We start from the raw sequence: 20011 nt of genomic DNA, 5'->3' as shown, positions 1-20011 counted from the left end.
GGGCGGTCCTCAGGGTTGGGGGAAGCGCGCGCGGCGCTCCAGGTCGTCCAGGTCGATGTGGTTGCGCATGTACTGCTGGCTGGCGTCGACGAAGGGCTGGTGGTCCCAGCTGGTCAGCGTGCCCTGGGCCAGGGCCTCGGCGACGAAGCGGCGGCGGCGCTGGCTGGCGAGGGTCGCCTCGGCGATGGCCGCGACGTTCCAGCGCGCCCGCGCCTCGTCGAGGAAGGTTGCCAGCAGCGCCTGGTGTTCGGCGGAGCCGGCCAGGTTCTCCAGCTCCAGCGGGTCGTTGGCCAGGTCGAACAGCAGGCACGGATCCTGCTCCGAGTAGATGAACTTCCACTGCCGGCGACGGATCATCATCAGCGGGCTGGTGGTGCCTTCGGCCATGTATTCGCCCAGCACCTCGTCGTGGCCTTCGCGGCCTTCCAGGTGCGGCAGCAGCGAGCGACCGTCCAGCGGCAGGTTCGCCTCCAGGTGGCCGCCGGCCAGTTCCACCAGGGTCGGCAGCAGGTCCACGGTGGACACCGAGGCCGTCACCCGGCGGGCCGCGAAGCGCGCCGGGGCGTGCACCAGCAGCGGCACCCGGGCGGCCATCTCGAACCAGTGCATCTTGTACCAGAGGCCCCGCTCCCCAAGCATGTCGCCGTGGTCGCCGGAGAACACCACGAGGGTGTCCTCGGCCAGGCCGCACTCGGCCAGGGTCTTCAACAGCGCGCCGACCTGGTCGTCGACGTAGCTGCAGGCGCCGAAGTAGGCCCGGCGGGCATCGCGGATCTTCGCTTCCGGCAGCGGCTTGCCCCACAGGTCGATGACCTTCAGCAGGCGCTGGCTGTGGGGGTCCTGCTCGTGGTCGGCGAAGTGCACGCGGGGCATGGGGATCGCCGCCTCGTCGTGGCGGGCCCAGTAGTCGGCCGGGATGGTGTAGGGGTCGTGGGGGTGGGTCATCGACACCGTCAGGCAGAAGGGCTGGTCCGCCCGCTGGCGCACGTGGTCGTAGAGGTACTGGCGGGCCTTGAACACCACCTCCTCGTCGAAATCCAGCTGGTTGGTGCGCACGCTCGGCCCGGCCTGCAGCACCGAGGACATGTTGTGGTACCAGCTCGGGCGCACATCCGGTTCGTCCCAGTTCACCGCCCAGCCGTAGTCGGCGGGGTAGATGTCGCTGGTCAGGCGCTCCTCGTAGCCGTGCAACTGGTCCGGGCCGCAGAAGTGCATCTTGCCCGACAGCGCCGTGCGGTAGCCGAGGCGGCGCAGGTAGTGGGCGTAGGTGGGGATGTCGGCGGGGAACTCGGCGGCGTTGTCATAGGCGCCGATCTTCGACGGCAGCTGCCCGCTCACCAGGGTGAAGCGCGAAGGGGCGCACAGCGGGCTGTTGCAGTAGGCCGAGTCGAACACCACGCCCTCGGCGGCCAGGCGTGCCAGGTGCGGCACCTTCAGCGGGGAGGACGGGGTGTAGAAGGGCAGCAGCGGCGCGGCCATCTGGTCGGCCATGATGAAGAGGATGTTGGGGCGTTTCATCGTGCGCTTATCCATACCGATGAATTATGCGAGAGTGCTGGCGCTGATGATTGCGTCAGCCCCTCGCCCCGGTAAACCGCACGGGGAGACATGACTCGGATAAGCAAGGCTTATGGCAGATTTCCCTGACATCGCCCTCGACCTGCTGCGTGTGTTCGAGGCCGCCGCCCGCCACCTCAGCTTCACCGCCGCTGCCGTGGAGCTGGGCACCACCCAGCCGGCGGTGAGTCAGCAGATCCAGCGGCTGGAGAAGCAACTGGCGACCCGGCTGTTCGACCGCGTCTACCGCGGCATCGAGCTCACCGATGCCGGGCGCGTGCTGTTCCTCCACGTGCAGGAAGGCCTGCAGGCGATCCAGGCCGGCCTGGAGGCCGTGGGCGCCCGCAGCCAGCACGAGGTGCTGCAGGTGGCCACGGATTTCGCCTTCGCCGCCTACTGGCTGATGCCGCGCCTGCACCGCTTCCATGAAGCCAACCCGGACATCGACGTCAGCCTCGTCACCAGCGACCGCACCATGAACATGTTGCGCTCGGAGGTGGACATCGCCATCGCCTTCGGCGACGGCCGCTTCAAGCACGGCGATGCCCTGCTGCTGTTCCGCGAGGAGGTCTTCCCCATCGCCAGCCCGCGCCTGCTGGCCGGGCGCGCCACGCCGCTGCCGGCCGCCGCGCTGGCCGAGCTGCCGCTGCTGCACCTGAAGCCGGAGGTGCGCACCCGCTGGTTCGACTGGAGCAGCCTGTTCCGCGAGCTGGGCATCAGCCAGAGCCCGCCCTCCGGCGCACTGCGCTTCGACAACTACACCCTGCTGATCCAGGCCGCCATCGCCGGCCAGGGCGTCGCCATCGGCTGGCGCTACCTGGTGGACGACCTGCTGGAGCAGGGCCTGCTCGCCCCGCTGCTGGAAGGCCGGGTGTGCTCGGACCTCGGCTACTACCTGGTCCAGCCCGAGCGCAAACGCCGCGCCCGGCTGATGAAATGCTTCGTCGACTGGCTGCAGCAGGAGCTGGGCGATGCTGCTCGACAGGCACATCTGATCCGCAATCGCGAGGGCATCGCAATCTGAGCGCGAAACGTCTGCAGACCCGAACCATCGTTTGGGCGCCGCTATTATGTGATGCCCGTCACGGGGCGCCGGCCTGAGCGTCATGCAAAGGCCACAACCTTCGCCCATTACTGACACACCACCACTCCAAAGAGCGCTGCCCCCAATGAGACCGACCTCCCGCCTGGTCGCCAGCCTTGTGCTGTGCGCCCTCGCCGGCCAGGCCCACGCCTGGTCGCAGCCCACCCACAAGAACATCGTCAAGGATGCCCTGGCGTACATGAACTCCGCCTACGCCACCGAGGAGATGCGCCAGGCCTATGCCTTCTACGTCGGTGCTGCCGGCAGCGAGGCCAAGGCCGGCGAGATCCTCGGCCAGGCCGCCTACGACGTGGACGACTTCCGCGACACGCGCCTGGGTGGCTGGTGGGTCGGCTACGAATACGCCCCGGTGTGGAATGCCGCCGCCAAGCTGGTGAACTACACCTCCTACTGGCACTTCCTCAACATGGGCCGCCAGGGCGATGCCCACGGCAACCCCCACGGCGGCTACGACTACCGCTACCACAAGGTGGACGGCACCATCGCCGACGTGGACTGGTACGCCAAGGTCTACCTGTACAACCGCGAGCTGAAACGCGAGGACTTCGACACCACCGAGGCCCACTACCGGCGCGGCAGCCGGTCCAACTGGCAGGAGCACTACGGCGACTTCCAGACCGCCGCCTTCCAGCCCATCGATAACCTCGCCGGCTACTGGTTCGACCAGTTCCGCGCCGCCCCCTCGCTGCAGACCATCGGCTATGCCCTGCACGCCACCGGCGACGTGGCCCAGCCCCACCACGTGTGGATCACCTCGGCCAACGGCCACGTCAGCTGGGAAGGCTGGGTCGACGACCACTACGCCAGCGAGAAGCTCAACGACCCCACCGCCGTGGCCAACCTCATCAGCCGCTACGACCCGGCCCGCAGCATCCGCGAACTGCTGACCCAGACCGGCCAGGTCGCCTACGCCCACCCCGAGCCGCTCTACGACACCAGCTACGCCACCCGGCTGCGGGTCGCCCGCGAGTTGATTCCCGAGTCCATCGCCCTGACCGTCACCGTGCTGACCAAGGGCGCACGCAGCTTCAATGCCCGTGAAAGCCTCTGATCGCCCCTGGCGCCGGCGGGGCCTGGCGCTGCTGCTCGGCGCCTGGCTCGGCGGCGCGCAGGCCATGCCCAGCGCCCCGGACCTGCGCATCGACGGTCAGCGCCTGCCCGGGCGCAGCATCGCCCTGCTGGAACAGGTGCTCACCCGGGTCAAGTTCAACACCGACCCGCGCCAGCTGCGCCGCGGCCTGGTGGAGAACCACCTGCTGGCGCGGGAACTGGAGCCGCAGCTGAACGAGCAGAACCGCCGCGACCTCGACGCCAGTGTCGAGATCGAGGCCGGCAACCTGCTGGAGCAGTACTTCGGCCGCCGCGCCGAGGAAGACCTCAGCCCCTACCTGCGCCAGCCCCGGCCGCTCAGCGCGGAGCGCCTGCGCCAGGTGCTGGCCCCCGCCGCCCGGGTGCTGGTGGTGGACAGCCTGCAGCTGGACCCGACCCAGACCCGCGAAGCAGCAGCCACCGAGCTGATCCGCTGGCAGTTCCCCGGCGAAGCCGAACAGCGCCTCGACCTGCTCGACCTCTACCAGGGCGACAACGTCCAGGGCCGCGTGGAGCTGCAGCAGGGCAACCTCGGCTACCTGGCGCGCCAGGTCCAGGCCCGGATTCAGCGGGATCGCCTCTGGTACCGCCTCGGCCAGGAGGGCTTCAGCGCCGAAGAGCGCCAGGGCCTGCGCACCCTGGTGCGGGATCGCCTGGTGCGTCAGCGCTACCTGCACCAGGTCGGCCTCTACAGCGACTTCCACCATGAGTCCGACAACCTGCGGGCACGGGCCGCCCGGGTCAGCGACGCCGACGCCGAGGCCTACTACCAGCGCAACCTGGCGAACTACCGCAACGTCGCCCAGGTCCAGGCCGCGCACCTGCGCGTGGGGGACCAGGCCAGCGCCGACCGCCTCTACGCCGAACTGCAGCAGGGCCTGGATTTCGACGAGGCCGTGCGCCGCCATTCCCTGGCGGACGACAAGGCCCGCACCCCGCCGGGGGACCTCGGGCTGATCCGCGCCGACGACCCGAAGCTGGACCTGCTGCACAAGACCGCGCTGATCCAGAAGGCCAACACCCTGTCGCAGCCGATGCTGATCGACGGTGCCTTCGAGATCCTCCGCGTGCGCAGCCGCGAGGACCGCCAGCTGCCCCTGGCGGACCCGAGCGTGCGCTACGAGGTGAACCAGGCCGTGGCCCGTGAGCAACTGGCCGCCGAGTTCGAGGCGCGCATCCGCCAGTTGCTGGCCGATGCCCGCGTGGAGGGGCTGTGAAGGGCTGGCTGGGGCTGGCCCTGGCCAGCGTGCTGGTCAGCGCCGGCGTGGGTGCGGCCTGGAGCTGGCGCGAAGCCCCGGTGGTCGTGGCGTCGCCTGCCCGGGCGCCGTCCGCGCCGGCCAGCCTTCCGCCTGTGCCCGTTCCGACGGCCTCGCAGCCGCCGGCCTCCCCCGCACCGGCGGCCCCCGTTGCCGCCAAGGCCGTGGACGAGGCCCCGCCATCCCCGGCGCCCCTGGATCTTCAGCAGGCCCAGCAGCTCATGCAGTGGACGGTGGAACACGGCGACCCGCGCAGCCCGGCCCTGGGCGGGCTCAAGCCACGCCAGGCCGCCAGCGAGGCCGAACGGGCCGATCCACAGGCCTATGCCGCCCTGGAGGAGCGCCAGACCCGCGAGCTGGTGCAGGCCTATGCCGCCGGCGTGCAGCAGATCCCGGAGATCCGCGCGCGCATTGAGGCCGCCGCCCAGAGCGGCGAACGCAGCCCCGCCGAGCTGGACGAGGCCCGCGCCGCGCTGGAACAACTGGAGGCCATGCAGGCGCACCTGGAGCGTGAAGCGCCGGAGCTGCTGCCCGGCAGCACCCGCGCCGACTGAGCAGCCCCGGGCGCAAGCGGCTACCATGGCAGCCTCCGTTTTTGGGAGACCGCCATGTCGGCCTTTGCCACCCCCCGCATCAAGGGCTTCCACGCCCACGTCTACTTCGACGCCGAGACCCTGCCCCAGGCCCGTGCGCTGTGCGAGGAGGCGGCCCGCCGCTTCCCGCTGAAGATGGGCCGCGTCCACGAGAAGCGGGTCGGCCCGCACCCGGACTGGAGCTGCCAGCTGGCCTTCAAGCCCGAGCTGTTTGGCGACGTGGTGCCCTGGCTGGCGCTCAACCGCGGTGGCCTCAACGTGCTGGTGCACCCCATCACCGGCAGCGACCTGAAGGACCACCGCGACTTTCCGCTGTGGATGGGCGAGGTCCGTCCGCTGGACCTGGCTGGTCTGCAGGATGGGGCCATCGAGTACGACCTTTAGGCCCGCCCCAGCGCCACCAGCACCTCCTGCGCGACCCGTTCGCCGGCGCGCACCGCCCCTTCCAGGTAACCGCACCAGATCGGCGAGGCTTCGCTTCCGGCCCAGTGCAGCCGGCCCAGGGGCGCCCGCAGCCAGTGGCCGTTGCGCGCCAGCACACCGGGTGGCAGGGGCGACACGCAGCCGGCGCTCCAGCGCTCCTGGGACCAGTCCTGCTCCACATAGACCAGCGGCCGCGCGGCTTCATCACCCAGCAGGCGGCTCAGCTCGCGCAGCACCCGCTTGCGCCGCCGGGCCGGGTCGCCGCCCGCGCGGGCCGGATCGAGGAAGGCCAGCAGCACGCCGTCCCCCTGGCCTTCCGGGGTGCTGTCGACCGTCATCTGCACCAGCCCGTCGGTGACCAGGCCGGCACCCGAGAGACCGGCCGCGCGCCAGAACGGTGCCGGGTAGCGCAGGTGCACCTTGATCCCGCCGCTGGCGGCCCAGTTGCGCTGCAAAGCCTCGCGCCCCGGCGGCAGGGCGGGGCTGAAGCCGATGCGGCTGACATCGGCCGGCATCATCGCCACCACCACCTGTTCGGCGCTGATCACCGCCCGTTCGCTGTGGACCCGCAGCGGGCCCTCCAGCCAGCCGTCGATCCGGCTCACCGGGCTGCCGGTGATCAGGCTGTCGCCCAGTGGCTCGGCCAGCAACAGGGACAGGCGCTGCGCCCCGCCCCGCAAACGGTATTGCTGGGCCTGGTCGTCCAGGGCGGTGAAGCCGCCCGCTGAACGCAGGTAGAACAGGAACCACAGCAGCGAGACCCGGTCCGGCTCGCTGGCCAGGGTGGTGGAGAGGGTGGTCGCCACCGCCTCGACGGCTTCCTCGTCCGCGCGCTGGGCCTTCAGCCAGGCCGCCACGCTCATGGCGTCCCAGGCCTCGGCGCGGGGCGCCTTCCAGGGCGCCTCCGGCGGCACCCGCGCCGCCATGGCTTCGAGCCGGTCCATCAACGCCCGCGCCTTGGGGCCGGGGCCTTCGGGCGGGAAGGTGTAGCGCTGGCCCTGGATCAGGGCCGCCATCTCGCCCTGGGTGTACTGCGGCACCAGCGGCACGCCCAGTTCACCGGCCAGGCGCATCACCGCCTGCTGGCTGCCGCCGACCCACTGGCCACCACCGTCCACCTCAATGCCTTCGCCCAGGGGCTGGTTGAGGGTGCGCCCGCCGACCCGCTCGCGGGCCTCCAGCACCTGCACGCGGCACCCTGCGGCCACCAGGCGTCTAGCTGCCACCAGGCCGGAGAGGCCCGCACCCACCACCACCACGTCCACCTGCCGGTCCGGCGGCCCGCCGGGCGAGGCCTGTCCACCCCGGGCCAGCCCGGTCAGCAGCGCCGCGCCGCCCAGGCGCAGCAGGGAGCGGCGGGAAACACCCAGGGCATCGAGCAATCGCGTGTACATCCTGTATCTCCACTTGGTTACCAAGTTGATCGGGTCGAAAAAAACCACCCAATCCGGGGTGGCGACGGGTTCAGGCGGCCGGTGTACGCACCGAGGCCAGGTAGAACGGGATCGGGTCCTGCCGGGCGTGCAGCTGGCGCACCAGGGTCAGGTAGAACCAGCGCAGCTCCGCCGGGTCGCCCGCCGAAGGCGGCTCCTCGCCCAGCCAGCGCTGCCACAGGGCCATTTCCATCTGCAGCACACGGTTGCGGCCGAAGGCGGTGAGCCGCTGCCACACCCGTCGCTCCAGGGCCTGCAACTGCTCCGGGGTCGGTGTGGCCGGACAGCCTTCCACCTCCGCCAGCAGCTCGGCCCGCTCGTCGTCCGTGGCGTGGCGCGCCGCCGCTTCCAGCAGGCCGATGGCATAGAGCTGCTGGTACTCGTCCAGGTCGCGCAGCAGGCGTCGGGCGGCGTCCGAGCGCAGGCGGGCGCCGTAGCGCAGCAGCAGCTCGAACACCCGGGCATCGGCGCGGGCCGGGTCCAGCACCCGGCTCGCGCCGCCCTGGCGCACTTCCACCAGGCCGGCGTCCTTCAGCTTGTGCACCGCCTGGCGCACGGTGATGCGCGAGACGCCATAGCGTTCGGCCAGCAGCCGTTCCGCAGGCAATGCCTCGCCGGGGGCCAGGTGGCCGTCGAAGATTTCGACGAACAGCCCTTCCAGGGCGTCGTCAGCGGCATGCCGCGTGGGGGGATTCGCTGTGCTCATGGGGCGCCACTGTACTTGGTTACCAAGTACAGTCAAGCACCCGCGATGACGAACGACGAGGCAGCGCCTATCATCGCGGCCCGCGTTTCCGGAGGCCGTCCATGCCCTTCCTGCTCATCGTCACCCTGCTCTGGGCCTTCTCCTTCAGTTTGATCGGCGAGTACCTGGCCGGTCGGGTGGACAGTGACTTCGCGGTGCTGGCGCGGGTGCTGATCGGGGCGCTGGTGTTCCTGCCCTTCACCCGCTGGCGTGGCCTGCCGACCCGCCTGCTGGCCGGCTTCTGGCTGGCCGGTGCGCTGCAGTTCGGCATCACCTACCTGTGCCTGTACCGCAGCTTCGCGGTGCTCACGGTGCCGGAGGTGCTGCTGTTCACCGTCCTCACACCGATCTACGTGACCCTGCTGGACGATGCGCTGGCCCGGCGCTTCAGCCCCTGGGCGCTGCTGGCCGCACTGGTGGCGGTGGGTGGCGGGGTGATCATCCGTTTCGACCGGCTGGAGGGGGAGTACCTGCTGGGCTTCATCCTCTTGCAGGTGGCCAACGCCACCTTCGCCGCCGGCCAGGTGCTGTGCCGCCGGCTGCTGGTGCGCTACCCGGTGGAGCAGCCGCTGCACCGCTTCTTCGGCCACTTCTTCCTCGGCGCGCTGGTGCTGGCGCTGCCCTCCTTCCTGCTCTTCGGCAACCCCGAGCGCCTGCCGCAGACGATCGTGCAATGGGGCGTGCTGCTGTGGATGGGGCTGTTCGCCACGGCACTGGGGATGTTCTGGTGGGTCAAGGGCAGCACCCGCGTCAGCGCCGGCACCCTGGCGGTGATGAACGAACTCCACGTACCCGCCGGGCTGCTGGTCAACCTGCTGATCTGGAACCGCGACGCCGACCTCCCCCGCCTCGCCCTGGGCGGCGCGGTGATCCTCGCGTCCCTGTGGATAAGTCGTTTGGGCCGACGGCCTATCGAGTTGCGGGTTTAGGAACAACGGTGGGCTGAAGCCCACCCTACCGAGAACTCCGGTGCTGGACGTAGGGTGGGCTTCAGCCCACCACGATGCCCCCGCTACTCACCGAAACCACCCGCATCCTCCCCAATCCCTGCCCAGTCTTCCGGTAGCAACCCGTTACGCACGTAGCGATGGAAGCTCGAATAGGGCCAGTCCTTCACTTGGGTGACCAGCCCATGCTTCACCGGGTTGTGGTGGATGTAGTCCACATGCCGCTGCAGGTCGTTCTGGTCCCTTATCTGGTGCTCCCAGAAGCGCCGTTGCCAGATGCCTTTCTCCCGCCGGTTCGCCTTGCTGGCCGAGCGCGGGGACGGTGGAACCGTCATGGAGAACTGGCTCTTGATCAGGCTCCAGCGACGGGAAAAGTCGGTGTCTCCGGGCGGTAGCGTCCAGATGGCGTGCAGGTGGTCCGGCAGTACGCAGATGGCGAGGGTTTCGAACGGCATCCGTTGCAGTGCCATCGAGTAGGCCCGGCGCAGCGCGTGGATGGCATCGGTCAGCAGAGTGGCGCGGCGATCGGCCAGGGTGACCGTGAAAAAGAAGGTGCCGCCGGGCACCAGGCTTCGGCGGTAGTTCGACATGGCAATCCGTTGCCTCGTGTGGGTTTTTGCTTTGGTGGGCTGAAGCCCACCCTACGGACTCAGCGGGCTGAAGCGGAACGCCGTCCGGCCCACCCTACGAAGTCCGTGCGAGTGGGCTTGCTCCTCAGGCGCGGGCGCTGCGCACGCCGTCGGCCAGGGTCTTGCAGAGGGTGAGGACGCCGTCGACGGCCTGTTCGGCGGTTTCGGCCTTGGCGATCTGGTCCACCAGGGCGGAGCCCACCACCACGCCGTCGGCGAGGCGGGCGATGCTGGCGGCGTGTTCGGCGGTGCGGATGCCGAAGCCGATGGCCACCGGCAGGTCGGTGTGGCGGCGCAGGCGGGTCACGGCGGCCTGCACGTGCTCCAGGGTGGCGGAGCCGGCGCCGGTGACGCCGGCCACCGAGACGTAGTAGACGAAGCCGGAGCTGCCGGCGAGCACCGTCGGCAGGCGGGCGTCGTCGGTGGTCGGGGTGGTCAGGCGGACGAAGTCGATGCCGGCGTTCTGGGCCGGCAGGCACAGGTCGTCGTTATGTTCGGCCGGCAGGTCGACGACGATCAGGCCGTCCACGCCCGCAGCCTTGGCGTCGTTGACGAAGCGCTCGACGCCGTAGTGGTGGATGGGGTTGAAGTAGCCCATCAGCACCAGCGGGGTGCTCTGGTTGCCCCCGCGGAATTCCCGGACCATCTGCAGGGTCTTGGCCAGGTTCTGCTTGCCGGCCAGGGCGCGGATGTTGGCCAGCTGGATCGAGGGACCGTCGGCCATCGGGTCGGTGAAGGGCATGCCCAGTTCGATCACGTCGGCACCGGCCTCCGGCAGGCCCTTGAGGATCGCCAGGGAGGCGTCGTAGTTCGGGTCGCCGGCGGTGACGAAGGTCACCAGGGCTGCGCGGTTCTGCTGCTTCAGCTCGGCGAAGCGGGTCTGCAGGCGGCTCATCAGTGCTTCTCCTGGTTCTGTTGCATGTGGTGCATCACGGTCTGCATGTCCTTGTCGCCGCGGCCGGAGAGGTTGACCACCATGATGTGGTCCTTGGGCAGCGTGGGCGCGCGCTTGAACACTTCGGCCAGGGCGTGGGAGCTCTCCAGGGCCGGGATGATGCCTTCGAGGCGGCAGCACTGGTGGAAGGCTTCCAGGGCTTCGTGGTCGGTGATCGAGGTGTACTCGACGCGGCCGATGTCGTGCAGCCAGGCGTGTTCCGGGCCGATGCCGGGGTAGTCCAGGCCGGCGGAGATGGAGTGGGCGTCGATGATCTGGCCGTCGTCGTCCTGCAGCAGGAAGGTGCGGTTGCCGTGCAGCACGCCCGGTACGCCGCCGTTGAGGCTGGCGGCATGCTTGCCGGTCTCGATGCCGTGGCCGGCGGCTTCCACGCCGACGATCTGCACTGAGGCGTCGTCGAGGAAGGGGTGGAACAGGCCCATGGCGTTGGAGCCGCCGCCGATGCAGGCGACCAGGGAGTCGGGCAGGCGCCCTTCCTTCTCGGCCAGCTGCTCGCGGGTTTCCTTGCCGATCACGGCCTGGAAGTCACGGACCATGGCCGGGTACGGGTGCGGGCCGGCGACGGTGCCGATCAGGTAGAAGGTGGTGTCGACGTTGGTCACCCAGTCGCGCAGGGCCTCGTTCATGGCGTCCTTGAGGGTGCCGGTGCCGGCGGTGACCGGGATCACGGTGGCGCCCAGGAGCTTCATGCGGAACACGTTGGCCTGCTGGCGGTCGATGTCGGTGGTGCCCATGTACACCACGCATTCCATGCCGAAGCGGGCGGCCACGGTGGCAGTGGCCACGCCGTGCATGCCGGCGCCGGTCTCGGCGATGATGCGTTTCTTGCCCATGCGGCGGGCCAGGAGGATCTGGCCGATGCAGTTGTTGATCTTGTGCGCGCCAGTGTGGTTCAGCTCTTCGCGCTTGAGGTAGATCTTGGCGCCGCCGCAGTGCTCGGTCAGGCGCTCGGCGAAGTACAGCGGGCTCGGGCGGCCGACGTAGTCACGCTGGAAGTAGGCCAGCTCTTCGATGAAGGCCGGGTCTTCCTTGGCCTTCTCGTATTCGCGGGCCAGGTCGTGGATCAGCGGCATCAGGGTCTCGGCGACGTACTGGCCGCCGAAGGCGCCGAACAGGCCCTTGGCGTCCGGGCCGTTGCGATAGGAATTCTGTGAACCAGGCATGGCGGTCATCCGTTGGGTGGCTGGGACAATGGTGGCCAGTCTACGACTGGACGGGGCGGTAGAAAAACCGATAATTCCGCCTCGACGTGTGATTTTTACTCACAGGAAGATCGACACATGAAACTGGGATGGTTGTGGGTGTTTCCCGCCCTGGGCGGTCTGATGATCGCGGGGGCGGTGGCGGTGCAGGTGGCGCGGCTGAGCGACCAGGCACGCATGACGCTGGCCTCGGCGGAGGTGATCGATATCAGCGGCGGCTGCCCGACGGTGGCCTTCCGCACGGCGGCGGGTGAGGCGGTGGAGCACACCAGCAGCGGCTGCAGCAGCCCGCCGGCCTTCGAGCTGGGCGAGTCGGCGAGGGTCTACTACGACCCGGCAGACCCCCGCGATGCGCACCTGGACAGCTTCGTCGACAACTGGGTCGGTTCCCTGGTGCTCGGCGGCATCGGTGCGGTGTTCGCCCTGATCGGCTCGTGCTTCGTGGTGCCGCCGCTGCTGGCCCGGCGCCGCGCGGCGCAACTGGCGGTGAGCGGCCAGGCGGTGATGGCCGAGGTGGTCGACGTACGGCTCAACGGCTCGCTGAGCGTCAATGGCCAGCACCCCTGGCGCATCGTGGCCCAGTGGAAGAACCCGGCCACCGGCAAGCTTCATGTGTTCAACAGCGAGAACCTCTGGTTCGACCCGTCCCGCTTCCTGCCCGACGATGGCTGGGTGCGGGTGCTGATCGACCCGGCCAACCCGCGCCGCTATGCCATGGACACGGCCTTCCTGCCGGAACTGGCGGACTGAGATGAGCCAGGACCTACCCTCCCTCAACGCCCTGCGCGCCTTCGAGGCCGCGGCGCGGCTGCAGAGCATGAGCCGCGCCGCCTATGAGCTGCACGTCACCCACGGGGCGGTGAGCCGCCAGGTGCGGCAACTGGAGGAGTCCCTCGGCGTGGCGCTGTTCAGCAAGGACGGGCGCGGCGTAAAACTCACGGATGCCGGCCAGCGCCTGCGGGACGCCACGGCGGAGGCCTTCGAACGCTTGCGCGGGGTCTGTGCCGACCTCGCACGGCGCAGCGACGAGGCGCCTTTCGTCCTCGCCTGCCCCGGTAGCCTGCTGGCGCGCTGGTTCATCCCGCGCCTGGACCGCCTCAACCGCGAGCTGCCGGACCTGCGCCTGCAGCTGTCCGCCAGCGAGGGCGAGCTGGATCCACGGCGACCCGGGGTGGACGCCACCCTGTGCTTCGCCGCACCGCCCTGGCCGGCGGACCTGCGGGTGGTGGAACTGGCGGCGGAATCCATCGGCCCGGTGCTGAGCCCCCGCTACGCGCGGCATGACCGGCTGGCCGGTGCGCCCCCCGTGGTCCTGCTGGACGAGTCGCTGCTGCACACCACTTCGCGGCCCCAGGCCTGGCCGCAATGGGCCGGAGCCCAGGGGCTGGCGGTGGATCGGCTGCGCCTCGGCCAGGGCTTCGAACACCTCTACTACCTGCTGGAGGCGGCGGTGGCCGGCCTGGGCGTGGCCATCGCCCCGCAGCAGCTGGTGGCGGACGAGCTGGCCTCGGGCCGCCTGGTGGCGCCCTGGGGGTTCGTCGAGACGCCCGCGCGCCTGGCGCTGTGGATCAACGGCCGGCAGGCCGACCGCCGCGCCGATGCCCTGGCGGGCTGGTTGCGCCAGGAGCTGGGGCGCTGACGTCTACGGCGTCACGCTTCTGCCCAGGGCGTGCAACTTTCCCGGGCCACGGCCGGTCACAGCCGGGCATGCCCAATGGAAGAAGGATGCGTCCATGCCCAAGTTTCCCCTCGCCGGCGCCCTGCTGGCCCTGACCCTTGCCCCCCTCGCCCAGGCCGAACCCGTGAGCATCGACGGCGTCGGCCTGACCCGTGATGTGCCCTGCCAGGGGCAGGACGTGGAGATCACCGGCTCCGGCAATCACATCCGCCTCACCGGCACCTGCGGTGCCGTCACCGTGTACGGCTCGGACCACCAGGTGAGCCTGGAACAGGGTGGGGCGCTGAGCGTTTCGGGTATTCAGAACCAGGTCACCGCCGGGCGCGTCGAGCGCCTGGAGGTGGACACCGCGAAGAACCGCGTCCAGGCGGCCCTCGAAGGCCGCGCCCCGAATCACGCGCTGTTGGAGGTCAGCGGCGCCGACCACAACCTGGAGCTGGTCTTCAGGGGGCCGGTCGTGGCGACCCTGTCGGGGGCTGACAACCTGCTGCGCTGGAGCGGTTCGGAGCCGCGGATCAGGGTTCAGGGCGTGGACAACCGTATCGAGCACCAGCCCTGATCACTCAGCGCCGCTGGGCGCGCGCCTGCAGCAGGCAGGCCAGGGCCACGGCGCCTGCCGCACCCACGGCCAGGCCCGTCGCGGCCAGCGGGTGCCGGCGACCATAGGCGAGCGCGCCGCGCCCGGCCGTCCAGGCGCTGCGGGTCACCCATTCGCGCCCGTGGTCCAGGGCGCGGGCCATCTGTCCCGTTTCCGTCTTCAGCGTGGCCACTGCCTGCCCGGTGGCGGCCTCGGTGCGCCCGCGGATGTGGTCGATGCGGCCGCGCAGGTGGTCGATTTCCCGCTGGATGTCGTCGAGGGCGCGCTGCTTGCGCCGGTTCATGAAGAACGCCATGGGGTGTCTTCTCTGTCGTGGGGTGTACGTTTTGCGACCACGGCAGCGCGAGGGAGTGCAGCTAATCTGAACTTATCGCCCGAGGCACGTGCCAGAACTGGCAGGCGAATCATCGTTAAGGCAAGGAGAACGGCTATGTCGGATCACCACACCTACAAGAAGATCGAGATCGTGGGCTCGTCCCGCACCAGCATCGAGGACGCCATCGGCAACGCGCTGGAGCAGGCGGCCAAGACCATCAAGCTGCTGGAGTGGTTCGAGGTGGTGGAAACCCGCGGCCACATCGAGAACGGCAAGGTGGGCCATTACCAGGTGACGCTGAAAGTAGGCTTCCGACTCAGCGATAGCTAACTGTCTGACAGAAATCCCCGGCACCTTGAGCTAGGCTGTTCGCGTTCGGCCGGGCCTGGGTGCCCGGCCAACCCCGGAGACGGGTCGTCTCCATGGCTCGCACGAGCCGTTTCTTTTCTGCAACGAGGGAGCGTTACCGATGAAAAAACTGCTGTTGGCTGCTGGTTTGTTCGCGCTCGCCGGTTCGGCCATGGCCGCTGGCAAGCCCTGTGAAGAGCTGAAGTCCGAGATCGACGCGAAGATCAAGGCCAAGGGTGCGACGTCCTACACCCTGGAGATCGTCGATAAGGGCAGCGTCACCGACAAGAAGGTGGTGGGCAGCTGCGAGGCGGGCACCAAGGAAATCGTCTACCAGCGCAAGTGATTCACCGTATCTGGGAAGAAGCCGGCTCGATGCCGGCTTTTTTCTGCGCGTTAACTTCAACTTACAGGCGTTCCTTCTCTGCCGGAACGACCCGTCCGCAGCGGTGAGAGGCTTACCAGAAGGTGCCTGAGGCACGGAAAAGTGCCTTCTGGTCCGATCGAAAGGGGCAACTTAGAGTAGGCGCATCCTGTCCTACGGAAGGTCTTCCGCCTTCCCCTCGCAAGGCCCGATCACCATGACTGCGCTTTCCTCGCTTCCCCTTTCCGTCCTCGACCTGGCGCCGATCCGCGACCACGGCGGCCCCGCCCAGGCCCTGCACAACTCCCTGGCCCTGGCGCAGCACGTCGAGCGGCTGGGCTTCTCGCGCTTCTGGGTGGCCGAGCACCACAACATGGACGGCATCGCCAGCTCGGCGACCGCCGTGCTGCTGGGCTACCTCGCCGCCAACACCTCGACCCTGCGCCTCGGTTCCGGTGGGGTGATGCTGCCCAACCATGCGCCGCTGGTGGTGGCCGAGCAGTTCGGCACCCTGGCCACCCTCTACCCGGGCCGCATCGAGCTGGGCCTGGGGCGCGCGCCAGGGGCGGACCACTTCACCGCCCAGGCGCTGCGGCGCGACCGCCTGGGCAGCGCCGACGACTTCCCCCGTGACGTCGAGGAGCTGGAACAGCTGCTGGGCCCGCGCCAGGAGGGCCAGAAGGTGATCGCCATGCCCGGCATGGACACCCGCGTGCCGATCTGGCTGCTCGGCTCCAGCCTGTTCAGCGCCCAGCTGGCGGGCATGAAGGGCCTGCCCTACGCCTTCGCCTCGCACTTCGCCCCGCGCTACCTGCACGAGGCGATCCGCGTGTACCGCAACCATTTCCGCCCGTCCGAGGTGCTCGATGCGCCCTACGTGATGCTCGGCGTGCCGCTGGTGGCGGCGCCCACCGACGAGGAGGCGGACTTCCTCGCCACCACCGTCTACCAGCGGGTGCTGGCGCTGATGCGCGGCGAGAGCCTGGTGCTGCGCCCGCCGGTGGAAAGCATGGCCGGGCGCTGGCTGCCTCACGAGAAGGAGGCGGTGGGCAGCTTCCTGGGCCTGGCGATGGTCGGCGGGCCGGAGAAGATCCGCAGCAAGCTGGAGGTGCTGCTGGAGCAGACCGGGGCGGACGAGCTGATCTTCACCTGCGACGTCTACCAGCACGAGCACCGCCTGCGGGCCTTCGACATCCTCGCCGGGTTGCGCGGCTGAGCGTCAGAGCGGGCCGCAGCCGAGCACGTCGCCCCGCGCCACCACCTGGCCCTGGGCGTCGCGCAGCAGCGCCTGGGCGCTCATCACCACCGGTCGGGCTTCCAGGCGATAGCGCTGGCCGGCGGCAAAGCCGTCGTAGCGGAAGCGGATGTGGCAGGTGAGCTGGGTCGGGCCGCTGCTGGTGTTGAAGCCGCCCCCGCCGGGGATGTCGAACTGGAAGCGGGTTTCCAGTTCATGGGCGCCGGGGCTGAGCTGGTAGAAGCGCCCGTCCCGGGTGCGCTCGCCATCCTGCCGGTTGGCCATCAGCGTGGTGCCCGGATCACTGCGCAGCTCCACCCAGGCCTGGTTCGGGTCGGGCGTCGGCAACGGGCTGGCGCAGGCGCCGAGGCTGGCGAGCAGGAGCAGCAGGGCGGGCTTGTGCATGGCGATCACCTCGTGGGGCGGGCTCTCAGGATAAACCCGCCGGGGCGCGACGGCAGCCCCGTTCAGACATCACCGCAGCGGCCTTCACGGGCGCGGGCCACTTCCCGCTGGCGCTCGTCGTAGAGCCGCACCCAGGGGCGGAAACCGATCTCCCCCGCGCGCATTTCATAGCGCTGACCGGCGGCGAAGTCGGCATAGTCCAGGGTCAGCAGGCAGGTGCGGGCAAGGCTCGGCTGGGCGGTGCCGATGGCGCTGCCGTCCACGTCGAAGCGGTAGCGCACCTCCAGGGCGTGGCGCCCGGGCTGGACCTGGAAGTAGCGGTCGTCCTCCAGCGGGCGTTCGTCCACCCGTGCGGCCTCCAGTGCGCCCCGCTGCTGCGGGGCGAAGGCGATCCAGGCCTGGTCCGGGTCGGGGCTGGGCATGATCAGGCCGCAGCCGGCCAGGTTCAGGGGCAGGGCAAGGACGAGCAGGCGACGCATGGGCAACTCCTTCTGGCGTGGTCGGGGGCGTTGCGCTAGCTTCGGCGCATGCCGCCCTCCTCTTTTCTCGCCTTTCTCGACCGCTGCCGCACCCTCGCGGTTCCCTGTCTGCTCGCCCTGGTGCTGGGCGGTTGCTCGACGCTGGACTACTACGGACAACTGGCCGCCGGGCAGTGGCAGTTGCTGCGCGCCCGCGAGCCGGTGGCACGCATCGTCGCCGACCCGGCCCGTGACCCGGCGTTGCGCCAGCGCCTGGCCCTGGCGCAGGAAGCGCGGGACTACGCCAGCCAGCAGCTGGTCCTGCCGGACAACGGCAGCTACCGGGTCTATGCGGATATCCACAGGCCCTTCGTGGTGTGGAACGTGTTTGCCACGCCGGAGTTCTCCCTGGCGCCGGTCACCCACTGCTTCCCCATCGCCGGGTGCGTGGCCTACCGCGGCTACTACCAGCAGGGCCGCGCCCGGGGTGCGGCGGCGCTGATGCGCGAGGACGGCTTCGACGCCTGGGTCGGCGGTGTGGAGGCCTATTCCACCCTCGGCTGGTTCGATGACCCGATCCTCAGCAGCATGCTCGGTTGGGGCGAGGATCGGCTGGTGGCGGTGATCTTCCACGAACTGGCCCACCAGCGGCTGTACGTGACCGACGACAGCGCCTTCAACGAGTCCTACGCCAGCTTCGTGGAGCGCGAAGGGCTGCGCCAATGGCGCGCCGCGCGGGGCCTGGCAACCGGGGAGGATCCGTCCCTGCGCCAGCGCGAGCAGTTCACCGCGCTGGTGCTGGCCAGCCGCGAGCGGCTCCAGGCGCTCTATGCCAGTGGTCGCCCGGACGCCGAGCTGCGCGAGGCCAAGGCCGCCGAGTTCGAGCGCTTGCGGCGCGACTACCGTGCCCTGCGTGATGGCTCCTGGGGCGGCGTGGGGCGCTATGACGGCTGGATGGCGGGGCCGATGAACAACGCCAAGCTGTTGCCTTTCGGCCTCTACGACCGCTGGGTGCCGGCCTTCGCTGCGCTCTATAGCCAGGCGGACGGCTGGAGCGACTTCCATGCCCGGGTGGCGGCGCTGGCAGCCCTGCCGACGGCGGCACGGGAGGCGCGCCTGGCCGAGCTGCAGGCGGCGAACTCCGCCCCGGCGGCTCCGGTCGAATGACAGCGGATTCGAGACAAGGGAGAGACGCACGATGAAGCGGTGGATGCTGGTGATGCTGTGTGGCTTGGCCTCGGGCGCGGTGATGGCCGCGCCCAAGCCGTGCGAGGAGCTGAAGGCCGAGATCGAGGTGAAGATCCAGGCCGCCGGGGTGACGGCCTACACCCTGGAGATCGTGCCCGCCGGCGAGGTGGAGGACCCCAACATGGTGGTCGGCTCCTGCGAGAACGGCACCCGCAAGATCCTCTACCAGCGCAACGGCAACTGACCTCAGCCGAAGGCGCGGTCCAGTTCGCCGAGGGTGGCGAAGTAGTAGGTCGGCGCCTCGGCCATCAATTCCTCGCGGCTGCCGAAGCCATAGCCGACGCCGGCGGCGTGCAGCCCGTTCTGGCTGGCGCCGATGAGGTCGTGCTTGCGGTCGCCGATCATCAGCGTGTCCGCCGGGTCCAGCCCCTCTTCCGCCAGCAGGTGGGCGATCAGCTCCACCTTGTGGGTGCGGGTGCCGTCCAGCTCGCTGCCGTAGATGTGCCGGAAGTGCCGGTCGAAGCCGAAGTGCCGGGCGATCTCCCGGGCGAACACGGTGGGCTTGCTGGTGGCGATGTACAGGGTGCGGCCCTGCTGGGCGAGGCGCGCGAGCAAGGGGTCGACGCCGTCGAACACGCGGTTCTCGTAGAGGCCGGTGACCTTGAAGCGGTCGCGGTAGTGGTTCACCGCGTCCCAGGCGCGTGCCTCGCTGAGGTCGTAGGTCTGCATGAAGCACTGCAGCAGCGGCGGGCCGATGAAGTGTTCCAGCTGTGTCAGGTCCGGCTCGTGGATGTCGAGCTGGGCCAGGGCGTACTGCACGGAGCGGGTGATGCCCTCACGCGGGTCGGTGAGGGTGCCGTCGAGGTCGAAGAGGATGTTCTGGTAGCGCATGCGGTCCTGCTGTCTGGAAGGGGCGGCTCAGGCGCCGGTGTGTTCGGCGAGGTGGTGGTCCTTCAGCTTCACGTAGTTGGCGGCGCTGTAGGTGAAGAAGGCCTTTTCCTTGTCGGTCAGCGGGCGCGCCTGGCGCACCGGGCTGCCGACGTAGAGGTAGCCTGTGACCAGGCGCTTGCCCGGCGGCACCAGGCTGCCGGCGCCGAGCACCACGCCGTCCTCGATCACCGCGCCGTCCATCACGATGCAGCCCATGCCGATCAGCACCCGGCTGCCGATCCGGCACCCGTGGAGCAGGGCCTTGTGGCCGATGGTCACGTCGTCGCCGATCTCCAGCGGGAAGCCGTCGGGGTTGAACGGGCCGGCGTGGGTGATGTGCAGCACGCTGCCGTCCTGCACGCTGGTGCGGGCGCCGATGCGGATGCGGTGCATGTCGCCGCGGATGACCGCCAGCGGCCACACCGAGCTGTCCTCGCCCAGGTGCACGTCGCCGATCACCACGGCGGACGGATCGACGAAGACCCGCTCGCCCAGCTGGGGCGACAGGCCGCGGTAGGCTCTAATCGGGCTCATAGAAAGTCCTGTGGCTGTGGTGGA

Annotated in this window: 25 protein-coding genes; 14 read left to right on the top strand and 11 right to left on the bottom strand. The window is 69.7% G+C overall.

What is annotated here, in order from left to right; all coding sequences use genetic code 11:
* Positions 1 to 9 precede the first annotated feature (9 nt).
* A complete protein-coding gene (gene betC, locus FBY21_RS20255) occupies positions 10 to 1518 on the bottom strand; it encodes a choline-sulfatase (protein WP_142013242.1) in 1509 nt (502 codons plus the stop codon).
* A gap of 112 nt (positions 1519 to 1630) precedes the next feature.
* Between betC and FBY21_RS20250 the strand changes: the two genes are divergently transcribed.
* From FBY21_RS20250 to FBY21_RS20230, 5 genes are all read left to right on the top strand, one after another.
* Positions 1631 to 2581, top strand: coding sequence for a choline sulfate utilization transcriptional regulator (locus tag FBY21_RS20250; protein ID WP_044410131.1), 951 nt, complete (start codon positions 1631 to 1633; stop codon positions 2579 to 2581).
* 145 nt (positions 2582 to 2726) lie between these two features.
* Entirely contained in the window at positions 2727 to 3713 is a 987-nt protein-coding gene (locus tag FBY21_RS20245) for a phospholipase (RefSeq protein WP_074969870.1), read from the top strand.
* Positions 3700 to 4968 carry a peptidylprolyl isomerase gene (locus FBY21_RS20240; protein ID WP_174244737.1) on the top strand — a complete coding sequence of 423 codons (1269 nt, stop codon included), beginning with the start codon at positions 3700 to 3702 and terminating at the stop codon, positions 4966 to 4968. Before FBY21_RS20245 ends, FBY21_RS20240 begins: the two co-directional genes overlap by 14 nt.
* Positions 4965 to 5561, top strand: a complete 597-nt coding sequence (locus FBY21_RS20235) for a hypothetical protein (RefSeq protein WP_142013237.1) — start codon at positions 4965 to 4967, stop codon at positions 5559 to 5561. The genes FBY21_RS20240 and FBY21_RS20235 overlap by 4 nt, the downstream gene beginning before the upstream one ends.
* A 54-nt stretch (positions 5562 to 5615) precedes the next feature.
* On the top strand, positions 5616 to 5984 hold the full coding sequence (locus FBY21_RS20230) for a DOPA 4,5-dioxygenase family protein (protein WP_142013235.1): 369 nt from the start codon (positions 5616 to 5618) through the stop codon (positions 5982 to 5984).
* Here FBY21_RS20230 and FBY21_RS20225 read toward each other — a convergent pair.
* Positions 5981 to 7417 carry a flavin monoamine oxidase family protein gene (locus tag FBY21_RS20225; RefSeq protein ID WP_142013233.1) on the bottom strand — a complete coding sequence of 479 codons (1437 nt, stop codon included), beginning with the start codon at positions 7415 to 7417 and terminating at the stop codon, positions 5981 to 5983. The two genes, FBY21_RS20230 and FBY21_RS20225, sit on opposite strands and share 4 nt — an antisense overlap.
* A 70-nt stretch (positions 7418 to 7487) precedes the next feature.
* Positions 7488 to 8162: a FadR/GntR family transcriptional regulator gene (locus FBY21_RS29770; protein WP_052807632.1), complete on the bottom strand. Its 675-nt coding sequence runs from the start codon at positions 8160 to 8162 to the stop codon at positions 7488 to 7490.
* Between the two features lie 101 nt (positions 8163 to 8263).
* On the opposite strand from FBY21_RS29770, the gene FBY21_RS20215 reads away from it, so the two are divergent.
* A complete protein-coding gene (locus FBY21_RS20215) occupies positions 8264 to 9130 on the top strand; it encodes a carboxylate/amino acid/amine transporter (RefSeq protein ID WP_142013230.1) in 867 nt (288 codons plus the stop codon).
* An 83-nt stretch (positions 9131 to 9213) separates the two neighbouring features.
* On the opposite strand, the gene FBY21_RS20210 is transcribed toward FBY21_RS20215, so the two are convergent.
* The 3 genes from FBY21_RS20210 to trpB all read right to left on the bottom strand — a co-directional run bounded on the left by FBY21_RS20210 (position 9214) and on the right by trpB (position 11895).
* On the bottom strand, positions 9214 to 9738 hold the full coding sequence (locus FBY21_RS20210; protein ID WP_142013227.1) for an REP-associated tyrosine transposase: 525 nt from the start codon (positions 9736 to 9738) through the stop codon (positions 9214 to 9216).
* A gap of 124 nt (positions 9739 to 9862) precedes the next feature.
* Positions 9863 to 10672, bottom strand: a complete 810-nt coding sequence (gene trpA / locus FBY21_RS20205; RefSeq protein ID WP_142013225.1) for a tryptophan synthase subunit alpha — start codon at positions 10670 to 10672, stop codon at positions 9863 to 9865.
* Positions 10672 to 11895: a tryptophan synthase subunit beta gene (gene trpB / locus FBY21_RS20200; protein WP_044410145.1), complete on the bottom strand. Its 1224-nt coding sequence runs from the start codon at positions 11893 to 11895 to the stop codon at positions 10672 to 10674. The genes trpA and trpB overlap by 1 nt, the downstream gene beginning before the upstream one ends.
* A gap of 117 nt (positions 11896 to 12012) precedes the next feature.
* On the opposite strand from trpB, the gene FBY21_RS20195 reads away from it, so the two are divergent.
* The 3 genes from FBY21_RS20195 (at position 12013) to FBY21_RS20185 (ending at position 14171) form a co-directional block, all read left to right on the top strand.
* Positions 12013 to 12684 carry a DUF3592 domain-containing protein gene (locus tag FBY21_RS20195; protein WP_142013223.1) on the top strand — a complete coding sequence of 224 codons (672 nt, stop codon included), beginning with the start codon at positions 12013 to 12015 and terminating at the stop codon, positions 12682 to 12684.
* Position 12685: 1 nt separating this feature from the next.
* Positions 12686 to 13573: a LysR family transcriptional regulator gene (locus FBY21_RS20190; protein ID WP_142013220.1), complete on the top strand. Its 888-nt coding sequence runs from the start codon at positions 12686 to 12688 to the stop codon at positions 13571 to 13573.
* Positions 13574 to 13667: 94 nt separating this feature from the next.
* Positions 13668 to 14171, top strand: a complete 504-nt coding sequence (locus FBY21_RS20185; protein ID WP_142013217.1) for a DUF3060 domain-containing protein — start codon at positions 13668 to 13670, stop codon at positions 14169 to 14171.
* A 4-nt stretch (positions 14172 to 14175) separates the two neighbouring features.
* Here FBY21_RS20185 and FBY21_RS20180 read toward each other — a convergent pair whose 3' ends face one another.
* A complete protein-coding gene (locus FBY21_RS20180; protein WP_142013215.1) occupies positions 14176 to 14505 on the bottom strand; it encodes a hypothetical protein in 330 nt (109 codons plus the stop codon).
* Between the two features lie 135 nt (positions 14506 to 14640).
* Between FBY21_RS20180 and FBY21_RS20175 the strand changes: the two genes are divergently transcribed.
* From FBY21_RS20175 to FBY21_RS20165, 3 genes are all read left to right on the top strand, one after another.
* Complete coding sequence (locus FBY21_RS20175) at positions 14641 to 14856, top strand: dodecin (RefSeq protein WP_044410160.1); 216 nt, start codon at positions 14641 to 14643, stop codon at positions 14854 to 14856.
* Between the two features lie 139 nt (positions 14857 to 14995).
* The gene (locus tag FBY21_RS20170; protein ID WP_044410163.1) at positions 14996 to 15220 is read left to right on the top strand and encodes a DUF1161 domain-containing protein; all 225 of its coding nucleotides are present in this window, start codon (positions 14996 to 14998) and stop codon (positions 15218 to 15220) included.
* 235 nt (positions 15221 to 15455) lie between these two features.
* The gene (locus FBY21_RS20165) at positions 15456 to 16454 is read left to right on the top strand and encodes an LLM class flavin-dependent oxidoreductase (protein WP_142013213.1); all 999 of its coding nucleotides are present in this window, start codon (positions 15456 to 15458) and stop codon (positions 16452 to 16454) included.
* 3 nt (positions 16455 to 16457) lie between these two features.
* Here FBY21_RS20165 and FBY21_RS20160 read toward each other — a convergent pair whose 3' ends face one another.
* Together FBY21_RS20160 and FBY21_RS20155 are read right to left on the bottom strand one after the other, a co-directional pair.
* Entirely contained in the window at positions 16458 to 16877 is a 420-nt protein-coding gene (locus FBY21_RS20160) for a hypothetical protein (protein WP_044410169.1), read from the bottom strand.
* A gap of 62 nt (positions 16878 to 16939) precedes the next feature.
* The gene (locus FBY21_RS20155; protein ID WP_044410171.1) at positions 16940 to 17356 is read right to left on the bottom strand and encodes a hypothetical protein; all 417 of its coding nucleotides are present in this window, start codon (positions 17354 to 17356) and stop codon (positions 16940 to 16942) included.
* A gap of 48 nt (positions 17357 to 17404) precedes the next feature.
* On the opposite strand from FBY21_RS20155, the gene FBY21_RS20150 reads away from it, so the two are divergent.
* Both FBY21_RS20150 and FBY21_RS20145 read left to right on the top strand, forming a co-directional pair.
* Complete coding sequence (locus tag FBY21_RS20150) at positions 17405 to 18502, top strand: aminopeptidase (protein WP_142013210.1); 1098 nt, start codon at positions 17405 to 17407, stop codon at positions 18500 to 18502.
* A 31-nt stretch (positions 18503 to 18533) separates the two neighbouring features.
* On the top strand, positions 18534 to 18767 hold the full coding sequence (locus FBY21_RS20145) for a DUF1161 domain-containing protein (protein ID WP_142013208.1): 234 nt from the start codon (positions 18534 to 18536) through the stop codon (positions 18765 to 18767).
* Between the two features lie 2 nt (positions 18768 to 18769).
* Here FBY21_RS20145 and FBY21_RS20140 read toward each other — a convergent pair whose 3' ends face one another.
* The gene (locus FBY21_RS20140; RefSeq protein ID WP_044410180.1) at positions 18770 to 19414 is read right to left on the bottom strand and encodes an HAD family hydrolase; all 645 of its coding nucleotides are present in this window, start codon (positions 19412 to 19414) and stop codon (positions 18770 to 18772) included.
* 27 nt (positions 19415 to 19441) lie between these two features.
* On the bottom strand, positions 19442 to 19987 hold the full coding sequence (locus tag FBY21_RS20135) for a gamma carbonic anhydrase family protein (protein WP_142013205.1): 546 nt from the start codon (positions 19985 to 19987) through the stop codon (positions 19442 to 19444).
* Between the last annotated feature and the right edge of the window lie 24 nt (positions 19988 to 20011).

The sequence above is a fragment of the Pseudomonas sp. SLBN-26 genome (genome assembly GCF_006715895.1).
Taxonomy (GTDB): Bacteria; Pseudomonadota; Gammaproteobacteria; order Pseudomonadales; family Pseudomonadaceae; genus Metapseudomonas; species Metapseudomonas otitidis.
The sequence above is the reverse complement of the archived record's forward strand: the minus strand, read 5'-3'. Positions and strand labels throughout refer to the sequence as shown.